Source organism: Nocardioides cynanchi (assembly GCF_008761635.1).
GTDB classification, from domain to species: domain Bacteria; phylum Actinomycetota; class Actinomycetes; order Propionibacteriales; family Nocardioidaceae; genus Nocardioides; species Nocardioides cynanchi.
Window position 1 is genome coordinate 26,427 of sequence record NZ_CP044344.1, and the last position, 23,933, is coordinate 50,359.

33 protein-coding genes are annotated in these 23,933 nt (G+C 68.8%); 25 read left to right on the forward strand and 8 right to left on the reverse strand.

Going from position 1 to position 23,933, the window contains the following annotated elements; translation table 11 throughout:
* Positions 1-189: 189 nt before the first annotated feature.
* Positions 190-552 carry a hypothetical protein gene (locus E3N83_RS00140; RefSeq protein ID WP_191907887.1) on the forward strand — a complete coding sequence of 121 codons (363 nt, stop codon included), beginning with the start codon at positions 190-192 and terminating at the stop codon, positions 550-552.
* Here the strand turns inward: E3N83_RS00140 and E3N83_RS00145 are convergent.
* Both E3N83_RS00145 and E3N83_RS20135 read right to left on the reverse strand, forming a co-directional pair.
* Positions 511-1,620: a tyrosine-type recombinase/integrase gene (locus tag E3N83_RS00145; protein WP_151081425.1), complete on the reverse strand. Its 1,110-nt coding sequence runs from the start codon at positions 1,618-1,620 to the stop codon at positions 511-513. The two genes, E3N83_RS00140 and E3N83_RS00145, sit on opposite strands and share 42 nt — an antisense overlap.
* A complete protein-coding gene (locus E3N83_RS20135; RefSeq protein WP_272950274.1) occupies positions 1,620-2,336 on the reverse strand; it encodes an excisionase family DNA-binding protein in 717 nt (238 codons plus the stop codon). Before E3N83_RS20135 ends, E3N83_RS00145 begins: the two co-directional genes overlap by 1 nt.
* 91 nt (positions 2,337-2,427) lie before the next feature.
* Between E3N83_RS20135 and E3N83_RS00155 the strand changes: the two genes are divergently transcribed.
* From E3N83_RS00155 to E3N83_RS00185, 7 genes are all read left to right on the forward strand, one after another.
* Entirely contained in the window at positions 2,428-2,616 is a 189-nt protein-coding gene (locus E3N83_RS00155) for a helix-turn-helix transcriptional regulator (protein WP_151081426.1), read from the forward strand.
* Between the two features lie 387 nt (positions 2,617-3,003).
* Positions 3,004-3,609, forward strand: coding sequence for a hypothetical protein (locus E3N83_RS00160; RefSeq protein WP_151081427.1), 606 nt, complete (start codon positions 3,004-3,006; stop codon positions 3,607-3,609).
* 579 nt (positions 3,610-4,188) lie between these two features.
* Complete coding sequence (locus E3N83_RS00165; protein WP_151081428.1) at positions 4,189-5,022, forward strand: hypothetical protein; 834 nt, start codon at positions 4,189-4,191, stop codon at positions 5,020-5,022.
* A gap of 436 nt (positions 5,023-5,458) precedes the next feature.
* Positions 5,459-5,773, forward strand: coding sequence for a DUF2510 domain-containing protein (locus E3N83_RS20315; RefSeq protein ID WP_420371848.1), 315 nt, complete (start codon positions 5,459-5,461; stop codon positions 5,771-5,773).
* Positions 5,774-5,866: 93 nt separating this feature from the next.
* The gene (locus tag E3N83_RS00175; RefSeq protein ID WP_151081430.1) at positions 5,867-6,508 is read left to right on the forward strand and encodes a potassium channel family protein; all 642 of its coding nucleotides are present in this window, start codon (positions 5,867-5,869) and stop codon (positions 6,506-6,508) included.
* A gap of 94 nt (positions 6,509-6,602) precedes the next feature.
* Positions 6,603-6,878, forward strand: a complete 276-nt coding sequence (locus E3N83_RS00180; RefSeq protein ID WP_151081431.1) for an excalibur calcium-binding domain-containing protein — start codon at positions 6,603-6,605, stop codon at positions 6,876-6,878.
* Positions 6,875-7,552 (forward strand): GmrSD restriction endonuclease domain-containing protein, encoded by a 678-nt coding sequence (locus E3N83_RS00185; protein ID WP_151081432.1) that lies wholly within the window; start codon positions 6,875-6,877, stop codon positions 7,550-7,552. The genes E3N83_RS00180 and E3N83_RS00185 overlap by 4 nt, the downstream gene beginning before the upstream one ends.
* 90 nt (positions 7,553-7,642) lie before the next feature.
* On the opposite strand, the gene E3N83_RS00190 is transcribed toward E3N83_RS00185, so the two are convergent.
* Positions 7,643-7,990, reverse strand: coding sequence for a hypothetical protein (locus E3N83_RS00190; protein ID WP_151081433.1), 348 nt, complete (start codon positions 7,988-7,990; stop codon positions 7,643-7,645).
* A 139-nt stretch (positions 7,991-8,129) separates the two neighbouring features.
* Between E3N83_RS00190 and E3N83_RS00195 the strand changes: the two genes are divergently transcribed.
* Positions 8,130-8,873 (forward strand): SDR family NAD(P)-dependent oxidoreductase, encoded by a 744-nt coding sequence (locus E3N83_RS00195; protein WP_151081434.1) that lies wholly within the window; start codon positions 8,130-8,132, stop codon positions 8,871-8,873.
* 88 nt (positions 8,874-8,961) lie between these two features.
* Positions 8,962-9,303 (forward strand): hypothetical protein, encoded by a 342-nt coding sequence (locus E3N83_RS00200; protein WP_151081435.1) that lies wholly within the window; start codon positions 8,962-8,964, stop codon positions 9,301-9,303.
* Between the two features lie 808 nt (positions 9,304-10,111).
* Here E3N83_RS00200 and E3N83_RS00205 read toward each other — a convergent pair.
* Entirely contained in the window at positions 10,112-10,300 is a 189-nt protein-coding gene (locus E3N83_RS00205; protein ID WP_151081436.1) for a helix-turn-helix domain-containing protein, read from the reverse strand.
* Positions 10,297-10,443 carry a hypothetical protein gene (locus E3N83_RS19365; RefSeq protein ID WP_191907889.1) on the reverse strand — a complete coding sequence of 49 codons (147 nt, stop codon included), beginning with the start codon at positions 10,441-10,443 and terminating at the stop codon, positions 10,297-10,299. The genes E3N83_RS00205 and E3N83_RS19365 overlap by 4 nt, the downstream gene beginning before the upstream one ends.
* Before the next feature lie 144 nt (positions 10,444-10,587).
* Here E3N83_RS19365 and E3N83_RS00210 point away from each other — a divergent pair, with 144 nt between their 5' ends.
* From E3N83_RS00210 to E3N83_RS00255, 10 genes are all read left to right on the forward strand, one after another.
* On the forward strand, positions 10,588-11,562 hold the full coding sequence (locus tag E3N83_RS00210; RefSeq protein WP_272950309.1) for a TadA family conjugal transfer-associated ATPase: 975 nt from the start codon (positions 10,588-10,590) through the stop codon (positions 11,560-11,562).
* Entirely contained in the window at positions 11,562-12,416 is an 855-nt protein-coding gene (locus E3N83_RS00215) for a type II secretion system F family protein (RefSeq protein ID WP_151081437.1), read from the forward strand. The genes E3N83_RS00210 and E3N83_RS00215 overlap by 1 nt, the downstream gene beginning before the upstream one ends.
* The gene (locus E3N83_RS00220; protein WP_151081438.1) at positions 12,413-13,354 is read left to right on the forward strand and encodes a type II secretion system F family protein; all 942 of its coding nucleotides are present in this window, start codon (positions 12,413-12,415) and stop codon (positions 13,352-13,354) included. The genes E3N83_RS00215 and E3N83_RS00220 overlap by 4 nt, the downstream gene beginning before the upstream one ends.
* Before the next feature lie 33 nt (positions 13,355-13,387).
* The gene (locus E3N83_RS00225) at positions 13,388-13,585 is read left to right on the forward strand and encodes a hypothetical protein (protein ID WP_151081439.1); all 198 of its coding nucleotides are present in this window, start codon (positions 13,388-13,390) and stop codon (positions 13,583-13,585) included.
* Positions 13,586-13,588: 3 nt separating this feature from the next.
* A complete protein-coding gene (locus tag E3N83_RS00230; protein ID WP_151081440.1) occupies positions 13,589-13,972 on the forward strand; it encodes a TadE/TadG family type IV pilus assembly protein in 384 nt (127 codons plus the stop codon).
* Positions 13,969-14,421, forward strand: a complete 453-nt coding sequence (locus tag E3N83_RS00235) for a hypothetical protein (RefSeq protein ID WP_151081441.1) — start codon at positions 13,969-13,971, stop codon at positions 14,419-14,421. Before E3N83_RS00230 ends, E3N83_RS00235 begins: the two co-directional genes overlap by 4 nt.
* Positions 14,414-14,878, forward strand: a complete 465-nt coding sequence (locus E3N83_RS00240) for a pilus assembly protein TadG-related protein (protein WP_238342991.1) — start codon at positions 14,414-14,416, stop codon at positions 14,876-14,878. The genes E3N83_RS00235 and E3N83_RS00240 overlap by 8 nt, the downstream gene beginning before the upstream one ends.
* Before the next feature lie 242 nt (positions 14,879-15,120).
* Entirely contained in the window at positions 15,121-15,582 is a 462-nt protein-coding gene (locus E3N83_RS00245; protein WP_151081442.1) for an Ltp family lipoprotein, read from the forward strand.
* A 154-nt stretch (positions 15,583-15,736) separates the two neighbouring features.
* On the forward strand, positions 15,737-16,264 hold the full coding sequence (locus E3N83_RS00250; RefSeq protein WP_151081443.1) for a SigE family RNA polymerase sigma factor: 528 nt from the start codon (positions 15,737-15,739) through the stop codon (positions 16,262-16,264).
* Positions 16,251-16,787: a hypothetical protein gene (locus E3N83_RS00255; RefSeq protein WP_151081444.1), complete on the forward strand. Its 537-nt coding sequence runs from the start codon at positions 16,251-16,253 to the stop codon at positions 16,785-16,787. Before E3N83_RS00250 ends, E3N83_RS00255 begins: the two co-directional genes overlap by 14 nt.
* A gap of 10 nt (positions 16,788-16,797) precedes the next feature.
* Here E3N83_RS00255 and E3N83_RS00260 read toward each other — a convergent pair whose 3' ends face one another.
* A complete protein-coding gene (locus E3N83_RS00260; RefSeq protein WP_151081445.1) occupies positions 16,798-16,986 on the reverse strand; it encodes a hypothetical protein in 189 nt (62 codons plus the stop codon).
* A 174-nt stretch (positions 16,987-17,160) separates the two neighbouring features.
* Here E3N83_RS00260 and E3N83_RS00265 point away from each other — a divergent pair, with 174 nt between their 5' ends.
* The 3 genes from E3N83_RS00265 to prfB all read left to right on the forward strand — a co-directional run bounded on the left by E3N83_RS00265 (position 17,161) and on the right by prfB (position 20,189).
* A complete protein-coding gene (locus E3N83_RS00265) occupies positions 17,161-17,937 on the forward strand; it encodes an NPCBM/NEW2 domain-containing protein (RefSeq protein ID WP_151081446.1) in 777 nt (258 codons plus the stop codon).
* A gap of 73 nt (positions 17,938-18,010) precedes the next feature.
* Complete coding sequence (locus E3N83_RS00270) at positions 18,011-19,003, forward strand: alkaline phosphatase family protein (RefSeq protein ID WP_238342992.1); 993 nt, start codon at positions 18,011-18,013, stop codon at positions 19,001-19,003.
* 67 nt (positions 19,004-19,070) lie between these two features.
* Positions 19,071-20,189 (forward strand): peptide chain release factor 2, encoded by a 1,119-nt coding sequence (gene prfB / locus E3N83_RS00275; RefSeq protein ID WP_151081447.1) that lies wholly within the window; start codon positions 19,071-19,073, stop codon positions 20,187-20,189.
* Here the strand turns inward: prfB and E3N83_RS00280 are convergent.
* Together E3N83_RS00280 and E3N83_RS00285 are read right to left on the reverse strand one after the other, a co-directional pair.
* The gene (locus E3N83_RS00280; RefSeq protein ID WP_151081448.1) at positions 20,186-21,532 is read right to left on the reverse strand and encodes a hypothetical protein; all 1,347 of its coding nucleotides are present in this window, start codon (positions 21,530-21,532) and stop codon (positions 20,186-20,188) included. The two genes, prfB and E3N83_RS00280, sit on opposite strands and share 4 nt — an antisense overlap.
* Positions 21,525-22,028, reverse strand: coding sequence for a SigE family RNA polymerase sigma factor (locus E3N83_RS00285; protein ID WP_151081449.1), 504 nt, complete (start codon positions 22,026-22,028; stop codon positions 21,525-21,527). The genes E3N83_RS00280 and E3N83_RS00285 overlap by 8 nt, the downstream gene beginning before the upstream one ends.
* A 154-nt stretch (positions 22,029-22,182) precedes the next feature.
* On the opposite strand from E3N83_RS00285, the gene ftsE reads away from it, so the two are divergent.
* A complete protein-coding gene (gene ftsE, locus E3N83_RS00290; protein ID WP_151081450.1) occupies positions 22,183-22,872 on the forward strand; it encodes a cell division ATP-binding protein FtsE in 690 nt (229 codons plus the stop codon).
* Positions 22,873-22,909: 37 nt separating this feature from the next.
* Positions 22,910-23,818: a permease-like cell division protein FtsX gene (gene ftsX, locus E3N83_RS00295; RefSeq protein ID WP_151081451.1), complete on the forward strand. Its 909-nt coding sequence runs from the start codon at positions 22,910-22,912 to the stop codon at positions 23,816-23,818.
* Positions 23,819-23,933 lie beyond the last annotated feature (115 nt).

Below are 23,933 nucleotides of genomic sequence, written 5' to 3' on the forward strand. Positions count from 1 at the left end.
CGACCACCTGAACACGAGGAACGGCGCCCGCGAATCATCCTCGGTGATGAATAACGGCTCGCCCCATGAGTGCTCCCGCGCCACACCCGTCGCTGCTCCTCCACAGTTTGGTGACAGGCCCTTCCGATCGGGGCCAGGGCCGTCGTACGTTGCGGAGGCACGGATCTCTTACTCGGGAGAGGGATCGCGATGTCCGTCCACGCCGTCGACGCCCACGCAGAGCTGGTCGAGTCGCTCGACCTGCGCCTGCGTGAGGCCGTGCGCCACGAGGGTGTCGATCCCCAGCGCGAGGCCGTCGTCGTACGCCGGCTGGCCGAGCAGGTCGTGCGTGCGCACGACGACCGCAGCCTGACCGGTGCCGTCGCGCCGGTCTCCGACGTCGACTCGGTGGTCGGAGAGCTGGTCGCCCGGGTCTCGGGCTTCGGCCCTCTCCAGCCGTTCCTCGACGACCCCACCGTCGAGGAGATCTGGATCAACGACCCGAATTCTGCATCAGTGCAGGTCAGGGCCTCAGTTCACCTCCTCGGTCCGCGGGGAGTCCGCAACGTGTAGCCCGAGAGCGGCGGCAGCGAGCCGACCGGAGGCCACTCGGGTCCGATCCTCGGCCGTAGGCCACAGATGCGAGTAGGTGTTGAGGGTGACTGAGGGGGACTTGTGGCCCAGCGCCCGCTGAACGGTGACGACGTCGCATCCGTCGGCGATCAGACCGGAAGCGAAGTGGTGTCTCAGTGAATGGATCGTGACGCCCTGGACGCCTGCCGAGGCGGCCGTGCGGCGCCACCAGTGGTCCACGGTGCTCGGAGATAGTGGCCTACCTGTGACGCCCGGGAATAGCCATCCCTCGGCCGAGCTCCACCCAGCCTCGATGTGCTGAGCCAGCATCGACAGCAACTCGTCAGGCACGTAGACGGTCCGGCTCGATTCGTACTTCGGAGGCTTGACCTCGGGAGGTCCGCCGCGCCGCTTTTGGATCTGCCGCTCGACCTCCATGCGACGTCTCAGGAAGTCGACGTCCACCACCTGGATGGCCGAGGCCTCGCCGAGGCGAAGGCCAGCGAAGGCGCACAGGCCGATGTAGGCCCGCATCTCGGGGGTCGTGGCGGCGAGGAGCCTTCCGACCTGCTCCGTGGTGGCGACCTCCATCGCCTTGGCACGGTTGGCGCGGCGGGGGAGTACGACACCCAGCGATGGGTCAGAGACGAGCCGGCGGTCACGGACGGCGGCCTTGAGTGCCGCCTTGACCGTCATCACCCTCGTGTTGATTGTGTTCGGCGCAAGGCCTCGAGCCTGCATCTGCTTGACCCAGAGCTGCAGGTGGGACTCACGGAGCTGCGCCAGGGGCACGTCTCCGAAGGTCAGCGACCGGCGCACCAGGTCCGCCTGCACCTCGGTCATCGCAGCCCAGACCTGGCGGGAGGACCACTCGCGGAACCATGCATCGAACGTCGCGCGGCCGGCCTTGGGGTCGGCGTAGGCGCCGGTGACGATCTGCGCCGTGACCTCATCGAGCCATCTCTGGGCGTCTACCTTCCGCTCGAAGTGGCGGGCGTGTTCCTTGCTTGCATCGTCGCGGTAGCGCGCGCGCCACTTGCCGTTGTCGCGCCTCTGAATGCTTGCCATCAGGAGACGTCCTCCCCAGAGTCGCTGCGCCGCAGATATTCCTCGACATCTTGTTTGGCAACACGGAAGGCGCGGCCGACGCGCACGGAAGGTAACTCCCCACTGTGGATGAGGTGATAGACGTCCATCTTGGAGCCGCGCATCATGGCGGCCACGTCGGCCACACTCAGTCCCTCGCCCCTGTTGCTCGAAAGCTCATGGGCACCATCGGGTGCGGAATATGCCGCAACTACCCCCTCAACAACCGCACGATCCGCTTCGGCGGTGTAGGCCGCGGCGAGCACGTTCAGGCGCTCACCGATCTCGCGATCCAGCGACCGGAGGTGGTCTTCTGCGTGTTGGAGCTCTCGGCGAAGCTCATCGATCGCAGGCCCTGCGGCGTCCGCGATTTCCAGGTGCAAGTCGGTCGTCCGATCGAGGAATCGTGATGCGGCAGCGAGCACCTCGGTGTAAGCCGTCGCGCACTTTCGCAGGGTCCGGTCGATCGCAACGGTCGCCAACTGTGCGGTCAGTCGTTGCATGGGCACGCCGAACACCTCAGCGAGGTCCTCGGCTTCGGCCAGCCTCAGTGGGCGCTCCCCCTTCTCGACACTCCACACCGTCGCTTGGGACCACTTCCAGCCGCGCTCTCGCATGGCGTCCGCCACGGCCTGCTGAGTGGTGCTTCCTCTCAGGACGAGGACATTGCGGCCGATCTGCTCATCACGTTCAGTCACATTCACGACGGTACCAAGATTCCTAGTTGGAGTCACTTGCGTTCATGTTCTATCATGGTTCCTAGTACGTGTCACTAGGAATGAGGAATCCATGACAGACCACCTTCTGCGGATCGGTGAGGTCGCCGAGCAGACCGGCATCCCCGAGAACACCCTGCGTTACTGGCGCCATGTGGGCACGGGGCCCAAGTCAGCCAAGCTCGGACGGCGGATCGTCTATCGCGAGGTGGACGTCGTCGCATGGATCGACGCGCAGTTCAACAAGTCCCACGTCGGCTAGCGGTTGCGGGCATGGAACAGCACCGGCGATGGACGCTCTCGCCCTTCGAAGAGCTCATGGCGCTCCGACCAGGCGAGCGGCCCGTAGCGGACCGTTGTCGGCCTCAGATCCTCTGGCCCGGCGGTCGATGGCGAGACGTCAGCGATGACTTCCCGGTCCTCGTCGCCCTCGCGGCGTGGAACGAATCGTGAGGTGGCACGGCCGGGACTGCATCCCAACGTGCCGTGAGATCGCTACCCCGCCCCCCTACGATCGCGCACGACCTCCCGCGACTCCGTGCGCTCACTGTGGCGTAGAGGCCGGCGTGGCATGCCGTCTCGTCGGCCCGGGCAAGCGTCGGCCACTCACGGTCTACGGCCGCTTCCACCCTTCACGGCTCGAGGCGGCATGACGTACATCAGGCTTGAGCAAGCCCACACGGACGACGCCCGATGGCTCGAGGCCGGCTCGGACGCCTTCGCTGTCCATGTCGCTGCACTGGTCTACTGCGACCGCCAGCTCCTCGACGGGCGGATCTCCCGGGCGATGGCAGCCCGCGTGTCCCTGGCGGTGCCCCCTGACCGAAGTGCCGCCGCGGTGGCCGCACTCCTCGAGCACGGCTTCTGGACCGAGGTCGCGACCGGCTACCTGATCAACAATTACGACCAGCACGCCTTCCCGGCCGAGCAGATCACACGGACCAGGAAGCGCTGGACGCAGGACAAGGAGCGGCGCCGACAGCACGACGTCGGGGATCACTCGCTCTGCAAGGACCCGAGGTACTGCGCTGCGATCCGTTCCACCGTGGAATCCACGACGGAATCCACCGGTGGACGCTCACGCCTAAACCAAACCAAACCAGACCAAACCCAACCCGAAGGGTTGGGGATGGGGATGGGCGCCGCGACGGACTCCGCCGGAGCTCCGCCCGCGCGACTGGCGCACGAGTTCAACCCCCTCGCTGATTGCTGCCCACTACCCCCCGAACACCCGTGCCACCTCGGGGCCGGATGAGCACCGGAAGGACAAACCCATGACCCCACGCCTCGGCACCCGCCCGGACCTCGAGGCCAGGGCGCTCCCGATGCCCACGCTCCTCACAGGCAATCCGGGCCAGGCGTTGGCCGCAGCGCTCGGACTTCCCTACCTGCGAATCGTCAATGGCCGACCCACCATCCTGCGCCCACCCGAGGAGAGCTGATGCCGCGCAGGAACTACGACAAGCGCAACGGCCGCCCTCGCCCGCAACCACCAGGGAACACCTGGGACTGGCTGGTCGACCTCCTCGCCGCGGACCGCAGATACCGCGCAGCACCCCACAGACTCCCGGCGACCAGCGCCGGCGAACAAAGGACAGCGCATGACCGCCACTGATGACTTCACCGCCTGGCTCACCGGCTCACCCGCCGAAGCCGAGCCACCCGAACAGCCCGGACCCCGCGCACCCCGCCCCGACCCCTCCCAAGGCGCCGGAAGCCCACGCCAAGACTCCGGTCTCGACGTCACCCGTTGGATCTATCAGACGCCAGCCGATGGCCAAGGCAACTGGACCACCCTCAGATGAATGCCACACACCCCACTCAGGAGACCCGCATGACCAACGACCTAGACCTCATCCGCTTCAAGGGCTGGGCACGAACCGTCGAGCTCACCGCCGCCCGCTACGGCCAGCCCCTCGGCACCGAGTACGACCGGATGGTGCAGGTGGCGCGAGAGGCTAACCAGATCGTCCGCGAGACCAGCGGCCGCCTGCCCGTGGCGCTCCCCACCGACCCGAGCAAAGTCGCGGCACATATCAAGCGCGCGGCAGCCCAGGAAGCCGGCCGCGGCCAAACCCACGCCATCGCCACCGAGATCGCCGAACGAGCCGAGACCCAGGCGACACGCACGGCCATCGACGAGGCGCCTCGCCTCGCGGCTCTCATCAAGGACAGGTTCGACGAAGCCGTCGCCGAGCTGCTCGAGATCGCTCACACCGCCCCAACCCAGCTCAGCGCGCACAGCACCGCCGATGACTTCGCCGCCCACACGCGCCTCCTCGCACTCGTCGACACCCTCAACCTCGGGCTCGCCTCGCGATCCGCCCTAGCACCGGTCTTCGGAGAAGACCTCCGCGGCAGCGGCGTCCTCTGGCTAGTCCTCGACCCGGCCAAGTCCACGAGCTGCGCCGCCGTGCAGCAGGCCCTAGCGGACTACGCCGAGCAACTCCCCGAAACCGTCGACGACTGGCTCCGCGTCACCACTCTCGGCGCCTCCCTCGCGCAACCCGAACAGGCCGCCGACAGAGCTGCCCAGTTCGGGCAGGCGCTCTACTCAGCCGGCCTCGCCTCACCCGACGGTGGACTCACGGACCGCACCTACGGCGAAGCACTCAACTACGTCGGCAGTCCCGCCAACCGCGCCATGGCTCCCAGGCGTGCCCTGTGAGCCGGGTGGGGCAGTTGGCCGACGGGGGTGGGCACCGCTTCCGAGGCGTCCTAACGAGCCGCATCCAGCGAGCGTCTGCGGCCCGTCTTATGAAATTGGGGGTGGCGGGCGCATGACCGTCTTGCATTGCCAGGAAGGCGCCCACGAGTGGGTGCGCAACGGCCGTGGTCGTCCACCGAAGAACTGCCCAGAGCATCAGACGCCGGCTCAGCGCCAGTACGCAGAGCGTCACCGGGTCTTCTACGTGCCCCATCCTCGGGAGCGCCTGGCCGACGACGGCCCATTGATTCCTGCGCGGGGGGATACCGGCGCTAAGACTATGTGGGCACCTGAAACACCCCTGCGGGGCTCCTCCCCCCTGACGAACATCGTTGCTTGACTCTTTGACGTTCCGCGCACGAGAGACGTCGTTGAATGTGACGATGCACGGGTGAGCATGATTCCCGACGCGCCAACTCCGCCTGAGCGACGCAGACGCCCCGCGGAGCCTGGTTGGTACCCGAATGGCGATGTGATGCGCTGGTGGGATGGCTCCGAGTGGACCGCCCACACGCATAACCTCGTTCAGCAGCAACCCCAGCAGCCGGCGGGATTCCCTCACGTCGCTGTGACTGTCGCGCCGAAGCGCACGAACCATACGTTCCACCTGTTGATGACGCTGTTCACGTGCGGGCTCTGGGGATTCGTCTGGCTTGCCATGATCGTCATTAACAGTCTCTCGAAAGACAAAAGCGTGACCCACTACCGGTAGCGTAATGCGTCGACCGACGATCCCCGCCGGAGTCTCGGTTCGTCAGCCCGCGGGTCTGGTCCGATTTAAGGCCAGGGGTCCTAGCCTGCCCGTGTGACTCGTGTTGAGCGATGGGAGCGTCGCGTCGAGGTTCCGCTACTGCTGCTCGCGTTGGCCTTCCTCGTGGCCTACGCCTGGCCAGTACTCGACCCGCGCCTGGACAGCACACTGCGATCCGGCCTCAGCGGCATCTCTTGGGCCGTATGGGTGGTGTTCGTTGTCGACTACGTGATTCGTGTAGGCCTCGCAGCAGGTGATCGACGCTCCTACATCAAGCGGCACTGGTACGACCTTCCCCTCATTGCCCTGCCGATGCTCCGGCCCTTGCGGGTGTTGCGGGTTTTGGCCTTCGCGCGAATGGTCAACCGATCAGCTACCGGTGGTCTGGTGGAGCGCGCCTCCGTGTACGGGGCAGGAGCCGCCGTGATGTCGGTTGGCTTGGGGTCGGTGGCCATGCTGGACGCCGAGCAGAACGCGCCGGGAGCGAACATCACAAGCTTCGGCGACGCGCTGTGGTGGGCGTGCAGCACCGTCACGACGGTTGGATACGGGGATCGTTACCCGGTGACGACAGAGGGTCGAATAATTGCCGTGGCTCTGATGATCGTGGGCATCAGCCTTCTTGGCGCAATCACAGCGTCGGTTGCGACGTGGATGGTCTCGCAGGTCCAGCGAGACAGGGATAACGCCGGCTGATGCTGCTCCCCTCACCGAGCATTCGGTGGTGATTGACGTCCAAACTCCGGATCCTGGCCTACGGTAGGTAGTCCATCTACCTCGGGAGACACCCTTGAAGAAGATCATCGCCGCCGCTGCTGCAACCATCGCCCTCGCACCTCTGGCCATGGTCGCCAGCCCTGCTGAGGCGTCGGGCCGCTACTTCGCCAACTGCACGGCCCTTCGCCACGCATGGCACCACGGGGTTGCCAAGGGGCCCGTTGCGGCCGCCTACCAAGTTCGCCAGGGCAACCCGCGGCCGGCGTATGGGCCGAGCGCACGCGCTGTCTACGCGACCAACTACACGCGGCTGGACCGTGACCGGGACGGTACGGCCTGCGAAGGATGAGCCGAACCCGGCTCGCAATCGGCTCTTTGCTGACCGCGGCTGCAGTGGCGGCTGCGATCTCGCAACCACTCCCCGCCGTGGCTTCGACACACGTCATACATGTGCGAGAGCGTGCCGCAATCAGGAATCTCCCGGTCGCAGCGCACTCGCACGCCGGCAGCTACGACCGAACGGCGGACTTCGGCGACTGGATCGAGCAGGGCGGCGGCTGCGACACCCGAGCTGTGGTCCTCAAGACCGAATCACTCAAGCCGACCACTCAGAACAGCAACTGCACGATTGAGACCGGCAAGTGGTTCTCGTACTACGACGCCACCACGTACACGTCGGGCAGCGCTGTCCAGATCGACCACACGGTGCCGGTCGAGAACGTCTGGATCTCAGGTGCGTGGCGGTGGACCCAAGCCACACGCGTTCGCTACTACAACGACCTGGGCGACTCTCGCACCTTGGTCGCTGTGGACTCACACGACAACGAGTCCAAGGGCGATCAGGATCCCACCACCTGGATCCCAGCCCACGGCAAGTGTCGGTACGTGCGGTCCTGGGTAGCGGTCAAGACCCGGTGGCACCTTCGGGTGACGGCGCAGGAGAAGTCGCGCCTGTCTCAGCTTGCAGCTTCCTGTCCCAATCCCACATTGACGATCACTCGGGCAGTGGTTCTGTACCACTAAGCAAGCGTGACGATGCCCGCCGAGTCGTGGGTCCTCAGCGGGCAGATGCATCGCCCGGACAGCGGCAGATGTGTGCGATTGAAAATCGTCTCACTCGTCGAAGACGAGCACCTCGCGCCGAGCAAGCCATGCCGCCATCCGATGGATGAAGTCGGCTACAGCGGCGGCGGCGTCTTCGTGGACACGCTGATGAACGGGAGTGCCCCCGACGAGAATCCACGCTGTGTTGACACCGTCGACTGCCGCGCTGGGGGTCCAGCGCTGGTCGCCGCTCCACATATTCCATTTGTCCACCAGCGAGGGAGTTGCACGCAGGGAAGCAGAGAGCGCGCCCTCGAAGGCCTCGTCCTCGAACTCGGCGTCCGCTTCCCGCAAGAGGTCGACGAGCGCAGTCTCATCCCGACGCTCCACGATCCGAGCCGCGCCGCCTGGGGTCATGGCGGGAGGCTATCGGGCATCACAGCTCATCGGCTGTGAGTGACACGGACAGCGGCATGAGCGTGCGGTTCCAAGGCTCGGTCCTGGGTCGACGGCGGCTCCCTGGACCACATGTCCGGACGGCTCTACCGTCTGCGGTGTGGGCACGTTGGATGGCCGAGTTGCCGTGGTGACCGGAACCTCGTCTGGGCTGGGAACCCAATTCGCCAAGGCATTGGATGGCGCCGGGGCTCGCGTCGTCCTCGCCTCGAGGCGATACGAGGAGGACCTGGAGCTGGCCGCGACCCTAGATGACGCCTTGGCCGTGCGTTGCGACGTAAGGAGTGCCGAGGACCGCGCCGCACTCGTGGACGCCGCTCTGTCACGCCACGGGCACATCGACATCTTGGTCAACAACGCCGGCGTGGCGTTCTCCGGCCCGGCAGAGAAGGAGGACCTGGAGCGTGTCCGCAGCCTGATCGACACGAACCTCACCGCGGTGTTCGGCTTATCCCAGCTCATTGCACCGCGCATGTTCGACCAGGGCGGGGGTGTCATCGTGAACATCGCTTCGCCCTCCGCGACGACCAGCCTCGACCGCTACGGCCTCGCCGCCTACGCCGCCAGCAAGGGAGGTGTCGTCGCCCTTACTCGGGAACTCGCGGCGCAGTGGGGACGGCGTGGCGTTCGCGTCAATGCGATCGCGCCGCACTTCTTCCCAACTGCGACCAGCGGTTATCTGCAGGACCCGGACCTCGTCGCCTGGCTCGAGGCTCGGTCACCGCTTGGCCGCACCGCGCGGATCGACGAGATCGACGGACCGCTGCTGTTCCTCTGCAGTGACGCGTCCTCATTTGTCACCGGCCATACCCTCGTGGTGGACGGCGGTTGGACGGTGTACTGAGCAGCCACGCTGCGCCATGGCCCGCTCATCGGCATGAGCGGGCGATTTCTCGTGACCAGGACGTCGGACTTGGGACTAACGTTGGAGCGTGGTCGGTGAGGAGACGTTTGAGCAGGACGGACCGTGGATTCGCTCCTCGAATGGGTTCCAGGTTCGTGCCGTGGGGCGCAGCGGCATGGAGTACGTCAGCGGGTCTCTGACGCTGCATCTCGACACGGAGGCCTTGGTGTCCGACGCCTTCGTGCTGAACGCACGGGCGCTGCCGAACGAGGTCCGTGACCGTGTGGTCGACGACGTGACCCGCGCATGGCGGTGGTCAGGCTTTGAGATTCAGGTCGTTGAGCCGTTCGACTGGGACAGCGTCGCGATGCGTCTGCCCGCCGAGCGGCGGCGAAAGCGTGAGCGCTACCGGGCAGAGCATGAAGCGTAGCTACCGCTCATCGGCACGTCAGGACGTTGCAGGAGGGCATGACGACGCCCGCCGGCTTCGGGTCACCGGCGGGCATCGGTGGCGCTGGGACTCTGGGAGAAAGCACTGCGCCTGTGGGAACCGTATGCCTCTGGTTCCCGTGGCTGCGTCACCCAAACTGAGCAAGGCGCCCTCGTCGATGCCGGCGTGGTCGCGCCCCGCACGGCTGGCACCAGGCGGGGCGCTGGGACGCCCGGTTAGTCCCCCCGACACATCCCCGGGTTCTTAGCCCGGCACCCTAATACTGGTGTGGCCGTCATTCATGACACAGACCGGCCACGGGGCATGACGATGCCCGCCGAGTCTCGGGGACCTCGGCGGGCATCGACGCAACCCTGCAAACACGGGGTGCCCTGCAGGGTTGCGCGGGCGACAGTCCTTGGGGGAAACGCTCGCCCTGCAGGCAACGCTAGAAGTCGAGGCGGCACGCCGCGTCACCGATTCCGGTCATTCACCCCAAAGGGTGGACGCGGCGATGCCCGCCGGGCACGGGGAGTCCCAGCGGGCATCGGGTCGAGTGTAGGGCGGTTATGGGGTGTCCAGGGGCCCGACGGCCTCATCCCAGTACGGCCATTCGTGGCCGAAGTGGAACATCTCGAAGCCCTCCTCCTCGATGCGGCGCTCCGCCTCGGCCCGCCACACGAAGGGAAGCAGGCTTCACGCGCTCCCCTGACGTTGCGGGACCCTTCGCGCAGGTCGGCGCCAATGGAGCGGACGACTCCGGGCAGGTCGTGGAGGTATTGGCGCGCCCCGTAGGGCGTGGCGGGGTTCACGACGCCGCCTGGCCCATCCGCGAGCCGATGAGCCTCGCCAGGTCCCTGACCTCGCGCAACGGACGCCGGCCGTGCTCGATCTCCGCGATGTACCAGCGGCCCTCTCCGACGAGCGCGCCGAGCTCTCGCTGACTCATTCCCATGGCGTGGCGCACAGTCCGGATGACGTCGCCGCCGGTGCTCATGCTGTGGTTCCGTAGGCGAGTGCCTCCGTGACAGCCGAGTCGCTGCCACCCACGACGGAGGTCTCCCCGGTCGGCCGCTCGATGATGAGCCAGGCCCCCTCGGGCAGGTCCTCTGTCACGGTGACCTTCGGTGTTGTGTTCATGGTGGTTCCTTTCGGGGTGGGTTCAGTCCGCGGACAGTCCGCAAGACATTCGCAAGCGTTCAACGGTGTTCAACGTGTATGTGCAGGTCAGACGGGGTAACCAAACGCCACCGTCTACTACCAACGCGCCGTGGCTAGTTCTGGATCAACGATCCGAGCCGGGTCTTCGTGGCCCGCCGTGGCCGGCACGAGCTGACCAACCTGATGCTCAGCGGGGCGCAGGTGGGCGAGCTGGTCGAGCGGATGCTGAAGTCCAGCGGCCGGCGGATCGACATCAGCCGCCCGTTCGTCGACGCGATGCTGCCGCAGGGCCATCGCCTCCACGTCGTGCTCGAGGGCATCAGCCGCGGCTGGTCGGCGGTCAACATCCGCAAGTTCGTGCTCACCGCCACCCGGCTGCACGAGCTGGTCGAGCTCGGCACCCTGACCCCACCGGCCGCCGCGTTCCTCGACGCCTCGGTCCGGGCCGGGCTCAACATCCTGGTCGCCGGAGCGACCCAGGCGGGCAAGACCACCCTGCTCAACTGCCTGGCCGCGGCGATCCCGGGCGGCGATCGGGTGATCAGCGCGGAGGAGGTCTTCGAGCTCCGCTTCCCGCACCCGGACTGGGTGGCCATGCAGACCCGGCAGAGCGGGCTGGAGGGCACCGGTGAGATCCGGCTCCGCGACCTGGTCAAGGAGAGCCTGCGGATGCGGCCGAGCCGGATCATCGTCGGCGAGGTGCGCGCCGAGGAGTGCCTCGACCTGCTGCTGGCCCTCAACGCGGGCATCCCCGGGATGTGCACGCTGCACGCCAACTCCGCCCGGGAGGCGCTGGTCAAGATGTGCACGCTGCCCCTGCTGGCAGGCGAGAACATCTCGGCACGGTTCGTGGTGCCGACGGTCGCCGCGAGCGTCGACCTGGTGGTGCACCTGGGCATCGACCAGCACGGCGTACGACGGGTGAGCGAGATCGTGGGCGTGCCCGGCCGGGTCGAGAACGACGTGATCGAGACCGAGTCGCTCTTCGAGCGCGGTCACGGTGGCGAGCTGCGGCGGTCCGGGGGGATGCCGCCGCGGCTCGGTCACTACCAGCGGGTCGGCGTCGACATCCACGCAGTCCTCAACGGAGCCCTCTGATGGGGGTGCTCGTGGGGCTGGGCGTCGGCATCGGGCTGATGCTGGTGTGGTCGGCCTTCTTCGTGCCGCGACCTCGGGCTGCCCGACGGCCGGGCGCGGGGCGGGCGGCGACCCTCCTGGCCCGAGCCGGGCTGGGCCACGTCTCTGCGTCGGCGTTCACCAGCCTGTGCGCCGGTTGCGGGGTGGCTGCTGCGTTGGTGATGGAGGTGGTCTCGCAGACCCCACCGGTCGCGGTGCTGTTCGGCGCCGTGGGCGGCTTCCTCCCGTTGGCTGTCGTCTCCGCTCGGGCCCGCCGCCGACAGCGCGACTTCGCGGAGGTGTGGCCAGAGGCGGTCGACAACCTCGCCTCGGCGGTCCGTGCGGGTCTGTCCCTGCCCGATGCCCTCGCCCAGCTCGCCGTACGCGGTCCCGAGCCGTTGCGGCCGTCGTTCGACGCGTTCGCCCTCGACTACCAGGTCACCGGCCGCTTCGGCGAGTCCCTCGACCGGCTCAAGGACCGTCTCGCCGACCCGGTCGGCGACCGCGTCGTCGAGGGGCTGCGGATCGCTCGCGAGGTCGGTGGCGGCGAGCTCGGGCGGCTGCTGCGCAACCTGTCGGGCTATCTCCGCGACGAGGCCCGGACCCGGTCGGAGATGGAGGCGCGTCAGGCCTGGACGGTCAACGGCGCCCGGCTCGCGGTGGCCGCTCCCTGGCTGGTGCTGCTGATGATGAGCTTCCAGGGCAGTGTGATCCGCCGCTACGCGTCGCCGGGCGGCACGCTCGTCCTCGGCTTCGCGGCAGCCGCGTGTGTGGTGGCCTACCGGCTGATGATGCGCATCGGTCGGCTCCCCGCCGAGCGTCGGATCCTGTCGTGACGCCGGTGGAGGCCGGTGTCCTGCTCGGGGCGACCACCGGCACCGGGCTCGTGCTGGTCGTGGCCAGGCTCCGGGTGATCCACCGGCCGACCCTCGCAGTGCGGGTGCTGCCCTACCTGCGCGACGTCCCTCCGCTGGGGCGTGCCCGCCCGCGCGACGAGCCGTCGACTTCCCCGGTCGCCGCGGCAGCGGGGATCTTCGGCCCGCCGCTGCGGTCCACTGCCGACGTGGTCGAGCGGGTCCTCGGGGGTGCTGCGTCGGTTCGCCGTCGTCTCGAGCGCGCTGCTCTCGACACGACCGTCCACGACTTCCGGATCGAGCAGGTGCTCTGGGGGCTGGTCGGCTTCGCGCTGGTCGCGGCGTACTGCCTGCTCGACGCGCTCAGCGGTGGCGGCGGCACGATCTCCTCGCTGCTGCTGTGCCTGGTCGGCTTCGCCGTGGGGGTCCTGGCCCGCGACACCTGGCTGACCTCGCAGGTCACGGCCCGCGAGCGCAAGGTGATGGCGGAGTTCCCGGTGATCGCGGAGCTGCTGGCCCTCGCGGTCGCTGCGGGTGAGAGCCCGGTCGCGGCGCTGGACCGTGTCGTACGACGCAGCGGGGGCGAGCTGTCCCGCGACCTCGCCGTCGTGCTCGCCGCCGTGCGGACCGGGGAACCGGTCGCCTCGGCCTTCGACGGACTGGCCCGCTCGAGCGGGCTGCCGCTGGTGGCGAGGTTCGCCCAGGGTGTCGCTGTCGCAGTCGAGCGCGGCACTCCGCTGGCCGACGTGCTGCACGCGCAGGCCGCCGACGTCCGCGAGGCCGGGCGGCGCGAGCTGATCGAGGTCGCGGCCCGCAAGGAGATCTTCATGATGGTCCCGGTCGTCTTCCTGGTGCTGCCCGTGACCGTGCTCGTCGCCTTCTGGCCCGGCGTGATCGGCCTCCACCTGACCACTCCCTGACCCGTCCCAGGCCTCGGAAGAGAAGAGATGAAGATGAACGCAGCCTCACTCCTGATCACCCGCATCGTGCTCGCGATCAGCGCGCCGCGACCACGCGACGAACGAGGGGACGTGCCCGGCTGGGTGCTGGTGACCGTGATGACCGCCGGCCTGGTCGGCGCACTGTGGAAGCTGGCCGGTCCGCAGCTCAACTCGATGCTGACCGCGGCCCTCGACAGCGTGCACAACTAGCCCGTGTCGCGACGGTCGCACGAGCAAGGAGCCGCGGTCGTCGACTTCGTGCTGGTGCTCGTCGTCCTGGTCCCGGTCTTCCTGGGGATCCTCCAGGTGTCACTCGTGCTCTTCGTCCGCAACACCCTGACCGCGGCCGCGTCCGAGGGAGCCCGGTACGCCGCGACCCTCGACCGCGGGCCGGCGGAGGGCGCCGCCCGGACCCGGTCGCAGATCGACGGCGCCCTCGCCGGTCGCTACGCGCAGGGGGTGAGCGCCCGGGAGACCACCATCGACGGTGCGCCGGCCGTGGTCGTCACGGTGCACGTGGTCGTCCCGGCCCTCGGTCTGGGCGGACCCGCGATCACGCTCGACGTGTCGGGCCACGCGGTCGAGGAGCGACCATGACTCGTCCGGGAACGCGCGACGAGCGGGGGAGCGCCCTGGTCGAGCTGTCCTGGCTGGGGATCCTGCTGATCCTGCCGATGCTGTGGATAGTGATGTCGGTCTTCGCGGTGCAGCGCGGCGCCTTCGGGGTCTCAGGCGCGGCCCGGGCCGCTGCCCGCGCCTACGCCCTGGCCCCCGACGACGCGACCGGGCTGGCGCGTGCCCGCGAGGCGGCTCGGGTCGCGCTCGACGACCAGGGTCTGCACGACGTGACGCCCGCGGTAGCCGTCACGTGCACGCCGTACCCCGGCGACTGCCATCAGGGCACCTCCGTGATCACGGTCTCGGTGCACTCGCAGGTGGTGCTCCCGCTGATGCCGACCGCGCTGGGCGGCGGCCGGCCGAGCTTCGCCCTCGAGGCCACCCAGACGGTGCCGATCGGGCAGTTCCAGGAGGTCTCCGGTGGCTAGGCCGTCGGTGTGGCGACGTCGACCCCACGACGAGCGCGGCACCGCCACCCTGCTGATCGTCGGCTTTGCGCTGGTGCTGGCGATGATGGCCGGCGTGGTGACCGACGCGTCAGCGGCCTACCTCCAGCGCCAGGGCCTCGACAACCTCGCCGACGGCGCCGCCCTCACCGCCGCCGACGCCGCGGCCTCTGGCGCCGAGACGTACGGCGCCGGGCTGGGCGCCGACCTCCACCTCGACGTCGCCACCGCCCGCGCCGCGGCCGTCGAGTACCTGCACCGGGTCGGTGCCTACGAGGAGTACCCCGGCCTCACCGCCGACGTCTCCGTCGACCCGACCACCGACCGGGTCGTGGTCGCCGTCCACGCCCCGGTCGCCCTGCCGCTCCACGTCCCCGGCTCACCCACCCGCGCCGCCGTCGGCGCGATCAGCAGCGCGTCCGTGGGCGTGAACGACTGAAGCCGACCCGTGCCTGGAGCTGACCTGCTCCAGGCGTAGGGAGCTACCTCCGGTTCAATACTGGGAGAATTTCTCAGAAATCACGCAGGGCCAAACTTGAATATCGCGCGACTTTTGACTTCTGCGCGGATCGGCACGGCTACTTCGGCTTCCGGGTTTTTTTCCTGATTTGATTGATAACGTGACCTACTCGACGCGCGGGTCGTTGAACCCATTACGTCATCACCAGTCTCGGAGGAATCATGCACAAGATCTTCAGGGCCGCCGTTGCGGCTACCGCCGTCCTTGCCTTGGGCGCGTGCAACATGAGTACCAGCAGCGACACGGCGGGTGGCAAGTCGCACCACAAGGCGAACCACAGCGGCAAGAGCTCGTCGTCGTCGCCGCAGTTCACGGTCGCCCAGAAGAACGCCATCCAATCGGCGCAGAACTATCTGGCCATCGGAACGGGGTTCAGTCGGGCTGGGCTCATCGGACAATTGACTTCCAAGGCCGGTTCCGGGTTCAAGCTGGCGGATTCGGTGTTCGCGGTCAACCACATCAAGGTCGACTGGAACAAGCAGGCGGTGATTGCGGCCAAGAATTACCTGAACATCGGTACGGGTTTTTCGCGGACCGGCCTGATCCAGCAGCTGACCTCGAGGGCGGGCTCACAGTTCACGCTCGCACAGGCGACCTACGCCGCCAACCACGTTGGCTTGTGAGCTCAAGACTCCACTGGTCCAACAGGCGGACGAACGAGTTCTCTGCGTCGTGATCGGCCAGCAGCGCGTCCGTCGGCGTCGACGAGTGAGCGGCCGCTCCGTGCAACCTGCACGTCCTAGCCGGAGTTGATACTGGTGTGGGACGGAGAGGCCGATGATCACCGAGCGGCGCGAGCAGCGCGCCTTCGAAGCATTCGTCGCGGACGCCTCCGGCCGCCTGATGCGGACGGCGTACCTGCTCTGCGGTGACCGGGGCCATGCCGAGGATCTCGTGCAGACGGCGCTGTTCCGCACCGCGCGGCGGTGGCACCGGGCCCGGCAGCAGCCGGAGGCCTACGCCCGCAGGGTCGTGGTGAACCTCGCCAAGGACCGGTGGCGCTCGTTGGGTCGGCGCCCGGGCGAGGTCGGGGTCGACCTCGAGACCCTGGAGGCCCTGGACACGCGGGCCACCCACGACGAGGGCCTGCTCGAGCGAGTACGCCTGCTCGACGCGATCCGTCGACTGCCATCCGGGCAGCAGGCCGTGCTCACCCTGCGCTTCCTGGCGGACCTGTCCGTCGCCGAGACCGCGGCGACCCTCGACTGCTCGGAAGGAAACGTCAAGTCACAGACCGCACGCGCCCTGGACCGGATCCGGGACGTGCTCGACCACGAGAAGGAGAACGCCGATGCTGACCGATGAGGAGCTGACCACGCGGCTGGCCGCCGCCTTCCGGGAGACCGTTCCGGAGCTGACCTACACCGGCCGGGTTCCGCGGGTACGCCGTACCGGCACGCTGGCGACCACCTCCGTGCTGGCTGCGTCGACCGCGCTGGCGCTTGCGCCGCACGCCCTCCAGCACAATGCCGAGCTCACGCCGCGGGCCACCCCGAGCGCCCGCCCCGGCGACCACGCGACGCGGCCGACCGGACACACCGTCACCCGGACTCTCGAGGTCGCCGGGCTGCGTCTCACCTATGCGTCGGTGGACGGACGACCCGGGCCGCTCTACTTCGTCCTCGGCCCGACCACCGGGGTGCCGGCAGACGCGGAGCAGCTCCACCTGGGGCTCGCGGTGGACGTCTGGTTCGTCCCCGACGCCGGGCCCGGCGACCCGCAGGTGCTGCTCCAGCCGCACGACTCCGCAACGCTCTACGGCCTGCTGGCGCCCGGCTGGACCCGCCAGCAGCTGGTGGACATGCTCGAGCACGGCTCCCGGAGGTAGGGACCCCGCCTCAGACCTCGACGACGGTCTGGTCGACGGTGATGCCGTGGTCGTCCATGATCGTGGTGGTGGCCAGCATCTGCCGGTCGCCGCACAGGACGAACTCGGTGCTGACCACGGCGCCCTGCCCGACGAGGTCCCAGATGCGCTCGTAGGTCTCGTCCCCGTGGACGGGGACTCCCCTGCGGTGCTTGCCCATCGACTGCTCTCCCTTGGTGTACGGCGTACTAGGACCGAACTCAACAGGGGGGAGGACTCGATTCTAGAGGACTGCGGACGGTGTCGTGGGTAAAGATTTCGCCGAAGCGCAGTGAACCGACTCACCTCGTGCTGCATCGGACCTGGTGAAGGCCATCAGACACAGGGAGACATCATGCGCACCATCGCCATCGCCACCGCAGTACTCGCCGTCGCGACCGCCGGGCTCGCCGCCGTACCGGCTCCGGCCCAGGCCGGGGCCGCCTGGCGGGTCACCGCGACCACCACCAGCAGCCAGGTCAAGGTCGGGGACAAGGTGGTCTTCACCGGCAAGGTGAGTCCGGTCCGCGCCGCGGCCGGCCACAAGGTGACGCTCGAGGAGAAGTTCAAGCCCGGCAAGCCGTGGGTCGTCCAGCGCAAGGCCACGGTGCGCGACAACGGCACCTACCGGATCGCCGACCGGCCGGCCGCCAACACCGTCCACTCCTACCGCGTCGTGATGCCCGCGAGCGGGCAGCACGCCAAGGGCGTCAGCGGCAACATGCTGGTGAAGGTCTACCAGTGGACCCTGCTCGACACCCACACCTTCGTGAACCAGGACGGCATGCTCCAGACCAGCACCCTCCATCTGAACGGCACTGTCTACCCCCGCTCACTGGTCGCCGAGTTCACCGGCCTGAGCACCGTCGAGGTCAACGTGGACCACCGCTGCATCGCCTTCCGCGGCACCTTCGGTGTCGCCGACAGCTCGATGACCGGCGCCCAGTCCACGCTCACCGCAGAGGCCGACGGGGTCCAGATCTACGCGAGCACCCTGGCGTTGGGACAGGCGGACGTCCAGAGGATCGCGCTCGACTCGCCGTTGAAGCTCCGGTTCAGCGCGCAGTCCGTCGTGCCGGGGATCGACGGCTTCGGGGGCATCGGCAGCCCCGGAGTGCTCTGCGTGCAGTGAGCCGGGCCGCCGCCCTCCTCCTTCAGCATCGCGACCTAGGCTGACCGGGTCGACGAAGGAGGGGGCGGTCACGGTGCTTTCGACGCGAGCCGGCGTGGCCCTGGCCACCCTCGCGATCACGGTCGCGGGCTGCTCGTCGATGTCGTCGTCGACGGGCACCGCGGCGTCTCCGACCGGATCGGCCACCTCGCCGAGCCACAGCGTCACCTCACCGCACCCGTCGCAACGACCCCCGCGCACCCGGCACACCCGGGCGACCACCGCGACCGCACCGGCAATCTCACCGGCGCCCACCAAGGTGCTGGTCTTCATGGTGGAGAACCACTCGCTCGCCGAGATGCAGAGCCAGATGCCGTGGACCGCCGCGCTGGCGGCCCGCTACGGCTACGCCACGTCGTACCACGCGATGACGCATCCCTCGCTGCCCAACTACCTCGCCATCGCCGGCGGCTCGACCTTCGGCGTGCTGGACGATGGCAACCCGTCCAGCCACCCCCTGACCGGTCCCTCGGTGTTCGGGGAGGCGCTCGCGCACGGGCAGACGGCACGGGTCTACGCCGAGGACATGCCCGGCAACTGCGTGACCTCGCCGGCGGGGGAGTACGGCGTCAAGCACAACCCGTGGGCCTACTTCGTCGACGAGCGCGCCGCCTGCGACCGGTACGACGTACCCCTCACCGCCCTGGCCGCCGACGTGAGTGCCGGCACGCTGCCGAACGCCGGCCTGGTGATCGCGAACATGTGCAACATCGGTCACGACTGCCCGCTCGGCACCGCCGACACCTGGCTGCGCGACCACGTCGGACCGGTGCTCGCCGGCCCCGACTTCACCAGCGGCCGGCTGGTCGTGGTGATCACCGCCGACGAGGACGACAGCTCGGCAGGCAACACGGTGCTCACGGTGGTGGCCTCGCACGACCTGCCCGCGCACCAGGTGGTCACCACCCCGCTGACCCACCTGTCGCTGAGCCGGCTCTATGCCGAGGTGCTGGGCTTCGCGCCGCTGCGGGGCGCCGCGACCGCGCCGTCCCTCGCGCAGGCCTTCCACGTCCCGGTCGGCGGCTGACCGTTCGGCGCGGGATCGACCTCCACGGTTCTGCTGGATGTGACCCGGTGCCGTAACGTTGGCTCTTGTGGCCGCAACCGATTTCGACGTGGAGATCAAGCAGCTCCGGGCGACGATGAAGACCATCGGCCAGGTGCTCGACCTCGACGGCATGCGTGCCGAGATCGCCGACCTGGGCGAGCAGGTCGCCGCGCCCGACCTCTGGGACGACCAGGACAACGCGACCCGGGTCACCGGCCGGCTCTCCGCGCTCCAGGGGCAGCTCGACCGCTTCACCGAGCTCGACGGCCGCCTCGACGACGTCGAGATCATGGTGGAGCTCTCCCAGGAGGAGGGCGACGCGGCCGCGCTGGCCGACGCCGACGCCGAGCTGGCCAAGATCACCAAGGCCGTGGAGAACCTCGAGGTCCGCACTCTGCTCTCCGGTGAGTACGACGCCCGCGAGGCGATCATCAGCGTCCGCTCCGGCGCCGGTGGTGTCGACGCCGCGGACTTCGCCGAGATGCTGATGCGGATGTACACCCGCTGGGCCGAGCGCAACAACTACCCCGTCGAGGTCTTCGACACCTCCTACGCCGAGGAGGCCGGCCTCAAGTCGGCCACCTTCGCCATCCACGCGCCGTACGCCTACGGGACGCTCAGCGTCGAGGGCGGCACCCACCGGCTGGTCCGGATCAGCCCCTTCGACAACCAGGGCCGCCGGCAGACGTCGTTCGCCGCGGTCGAGGTGGTGCCGGTGCTCGAGCAGACCGACGAGATCGAGATCCCCGAAGAGGAGATCCGGGTCGACGTCTACCGCTCCAGCGGTCCGGGCGGCCAGAGCGTGAACACGACCGACTCCGCGGTCCGGCTGACCCACATCCCGACCGGGACCGTGGTCAGCTGCCAGAACGAGAAGTCGCAGCTGCAGAACAAGGCCAGCGCGATGGTGATCCTCAAGGCCAAGCTGCTCGCGCTGAAGAAGGCCGAGGAGCGCGCCGAGATCGACGCCCTGCGCGGTGACGCCAACGCCAGCTGGGGCGACCAGATGCGCAACTACGTGCTGAACCCCTACCAGATGGTCAAGGACCTGCGGACGAACTACGAGGTCGGCAACCCGCAGGCGGTCTTCGACGGCGACATCGACGGCTTCCTCGAGGCCGGCATCCGCTGGCGGATGGGCGCCGAGAAAGCCGCCGCCAACTAGCTGGTCGGCGCAGCCGCGCTGGACGAGCTCGACGAGGTCGAGCTGCCCTGCTGCTGCACCGGCGTCGACGACTCCACCGGGGGCGGCCCGCCGTTGTCGGCCACGAGTGCCTTCGACAGGAGGTCGCCCACCGCCTGCGAGACGCTGTCGGGCGGCGTGCTGCTCCCCGGGATCGTGATGTAGGCGACCGAGGAGCCGCGCTCCACGATCCAGGTCACCGAGGCGCCGCTGCCACTCCCGACCGCGACCGTGACCGGGATGGTCCCGGTGCCGGCCACCGTGGTGATGGTCGCCGGCGACGCCGCGCAGGCATGGAGGTCGCCGGTGAGCGCCTGGACCGACGAGTGGGCGTTCTCGGCGCTGTCGAAGCTGTAGGCCTCCTGGTCGCCGTTCGTGCCCAGGCTCGATCCCGAGCCGCTGCTCGAGCCGACCGTCCAGTCGCCCGCGCAGGGGAGGGGGTTGTCGGTGTACTTCGTACCCCTCTGCTCCCAGCCGTTCGGCCAGCTGCCGAGTGCCTGCGCGAAGTCGCTCTCCGAGACCGACCCGAAGCCCACCGACGAGGCGCTGGCCGAGCTGCTGGAGATGGCCCCGCCGGGCGTCCGGGTGAACGTGCTGTCGACCTGGAGCGCACCCAGCAGCAGGTCGCCGACCCGCCCGGCCACCTCGGGGGAGGGCGCGTCGGGAGTGCCGCCGACGACGGCCAGGCCGAGCGTGTCCTTCAGCTGGCCGGTCCAGAGCTCGATGTCACCGGCCCCGCCGGACCCGGGGAGCACGTAGAAGGTGACCGTGCTGCCGTCGGCGTAGGTCGTGGTGGTGGTGGAGCTGGGATGGCAGTTGGCGACGGAGGCCGCGATCTCCGCGGTCGCCGCGTCGATCTTGCCGACCGGGAAGTCCAGCCCGAGCACGTAGGCGACCTCGCTGGTGCCGGCACCGTAGATGACGCCGCCGGTCCGGCTCGCCTTGTCGAGCGCCTGGGTGTCGCCGCCGCTGTCGAGGCAGGTGATCGAGTCGAGGGTCTTGGCCTGGCTGGAGCTCGGCGAGCTCCAGTCGCCGACCCAGCCCGCGGTCGCCGTGGAGAACGCCGCCGCGCTGAGGGGCGTCGGGGGCGGGAGCGGCTGGTCGGAAGGACCGACCGCACCGCCGCTGCCGCCGAGGCCGTGGCCGAGCGCGACGCCACCCACGGCCAGCACGGCCACGGCGGCGATCGAGCCGTACGTCGTACGACGGCGGCGGCGGGCGGTGCCGACCGCCTGGCTCGCGCCGCGGGGGCTGGAGATGGTGGCGATGTCGCGCTCCAGCGAGGAGAACGCGTCGTCGAGGTCGAAGAGGTCGTGCTCAGGCATGGCTGGGTTCTCCGTTCGGTGCGCCACCCATGAGGGGGGCGAGGGCGACCCGGCCGCGGGAGAGGCGGGCCTTGACGGTGCCTTCGGGACAGTGCTCGGTGGCGGCGATCTCGGCGATCGAGAAGCCGGCGAGATGGTGGAGGACGAGAGCGCGGCGCTGGGCCTCGGGGAGCCGCTTCAGCGCGGTCACGAGGGCCACGGTGTTCTCGTCGGGCGCGGGAGCGGACTCCGGCGGTCGGGACCGGGCCAGGTGGTTGCGGGCCGTGCGCAGCCGGCGCCAGCGGCTGATCGCCTGCCGGGTCGCGACCTGGCGCACCCAGGCGCCGGGGTCGTCGTACGTCGACAGCTTCGACCAGCGCGGCCAGGCGCGGGTGTAGGCCTCTTGGGCGGCTTCCTCGGCAGCGCCGAGCTCGCCGGTGACGGCGTATGCGCAGGCGACCGTGCGTGCCCACGTGGCGTCGTAGAACGCCGTGTAGTCCTGCTCCGCGGTGCTCATGGCCTCCCCGTCCGGACCGGGCCGAACCCCTGTCGGTCGACCCATTGCAGCAGACACGTCCGGGCCGCGCGGGCGGTTGCATGGGTTTCTCACAGGTTCCCGACGCCGCCGCGGGGATACGACACCGTTGGGGGAAGCGACTACTCTCCCTTCAGTGATTCGCTTCGAAAAGGTCACCAAGGCCTACCCCGGCGGGAGCCACCCGGCTCTCGACAACGTCTCGATCGACATCGAGAAGGGCGAGTTCGTCTTCCTGGTGGGTGCGTCCGGGTCGGGCAAGTCGACCGCTCTGCGCCTGGTGCTGCGGGAGACCCGCTCGACGAAGGGCCGGATCTACGTCGCGGGCAAGGAGATCAACCGGCTCGCCGCCTGGAAGGTGCCGCGGCTGCGCCGCCAGATCGGCACCGTCTTTCAGGACTTCCGGCTGCTTCCCAACAAGACCGTCTCCGAGAACGTCGCCTTCGCGCTCCAGGTGATCGGCCGGTCCCGTGGCGACATCCGCAAGGTGGTCCCCGAGACCCTCGAGCTGGTCGGGCTCGACGGCAAGGGCGACCGGATGCCCGACGAGCTCTCCGGTGGTGAGCAGCAGCGGGTGGCGATCGCCCGCGCGTTCGTCAACCGGCCGATGATCCTGATCGCCGACGAGCCGACCGGAAACCTCGACCCGGCGACCTCGGTCGGGATCATGAAGCTGCTCGACCGGATCAACCGGACCGGCACGACCGTGGTGATGGCCACCCACGACGCCGGTGTCGTCGACCAAATGCGCAAGCGTGTCATCGAGCTGTCCGACGGGGCCGTGATCCGGGACCAGGCGCAGGGCGTCTACGGCTTCCAGCACTGATCGACTCCCCGCTCCAGAACTGAGAGAGCCTCCACAGATGCAGCTGCGTTACGTCTTCACCGAGCTCGGCCACGGCCTGCGCCGCAACCTCTCGATGCACATCGCGGTGATCCTCACCCTGTTCGTCTCGCTGACCCTGGTCGGCATGGGCGTGCTCCTCAACCAGGAGGCGCACCGCACCGCCGACCGTTGGGGCAGCCAGCTCCAGGTCACGGTCTACCTCTGCGCGCGCCAGGACTCCAACCCGGCCTGCACCACTCCGGTCACCGGCGCGCAGAAGGCGGCGATCGAGAAGGTCGTCTCCGCCAACACCCAGGTCGCGACGTACCACAGCGAGACCCAGCAGGACGCCTTCAACAAGCTGAAGGAGCAGTTCCCGGGCAAGTACGACGGCCCGAACTCGCCGATCACCGCCGCCGACATGCCGCAGTCGATCTGGATCACGCTCAAGGACCCGCACCAGTACACCAACATCGAGAGCGCCGTCGTCGGCCTGGACGGCGTCTCGAAGGTGCAGGACGTCCACAAGCTGCTGGCGCCGATCTTCGCGACCATCTCCACGCTGAAGTGGGGTGCCGTCGGCACCGCGGCGTTCCTGGTGCTCGCCGCCCTGCTGCTGGTCGCCAACACGATCCGCCTCGCGGCCTTCGCCCGACGGCGCGAGATCGGCATCATGCGCCTGGTCGGGGCGTCCACGCTCTACATCGCGCTGCCGTTCCTGCTGGAGGCGGTGGTGACCGCCGCGCTCGGGGTGGCGCTGGCCGGCGCGGCGCTCGCGGCCTTCATGAAGTACGGCGTGCACGACCACATGCGCACCGATCTCAACTTCATCCCGTGGGTCGGTCTGCACGAGTACGTCCAGTCGCTGATCGTGATCGCGGTGCTCGGCCCGCTCCTGACCGTGATTCCGACACTCGTGCTGACCCGCAAATACCTCAAAGTGTGAGTCCGGTCGGTTAGCGTCGCGGTGTTCACTTCCCCGAACACCCGAAGGCCAACCGGTGCGACTCTTCCCCGCAACCGCCCGTCGACGCCTGGCCGCACTCTGTGCGGCCGGAGCC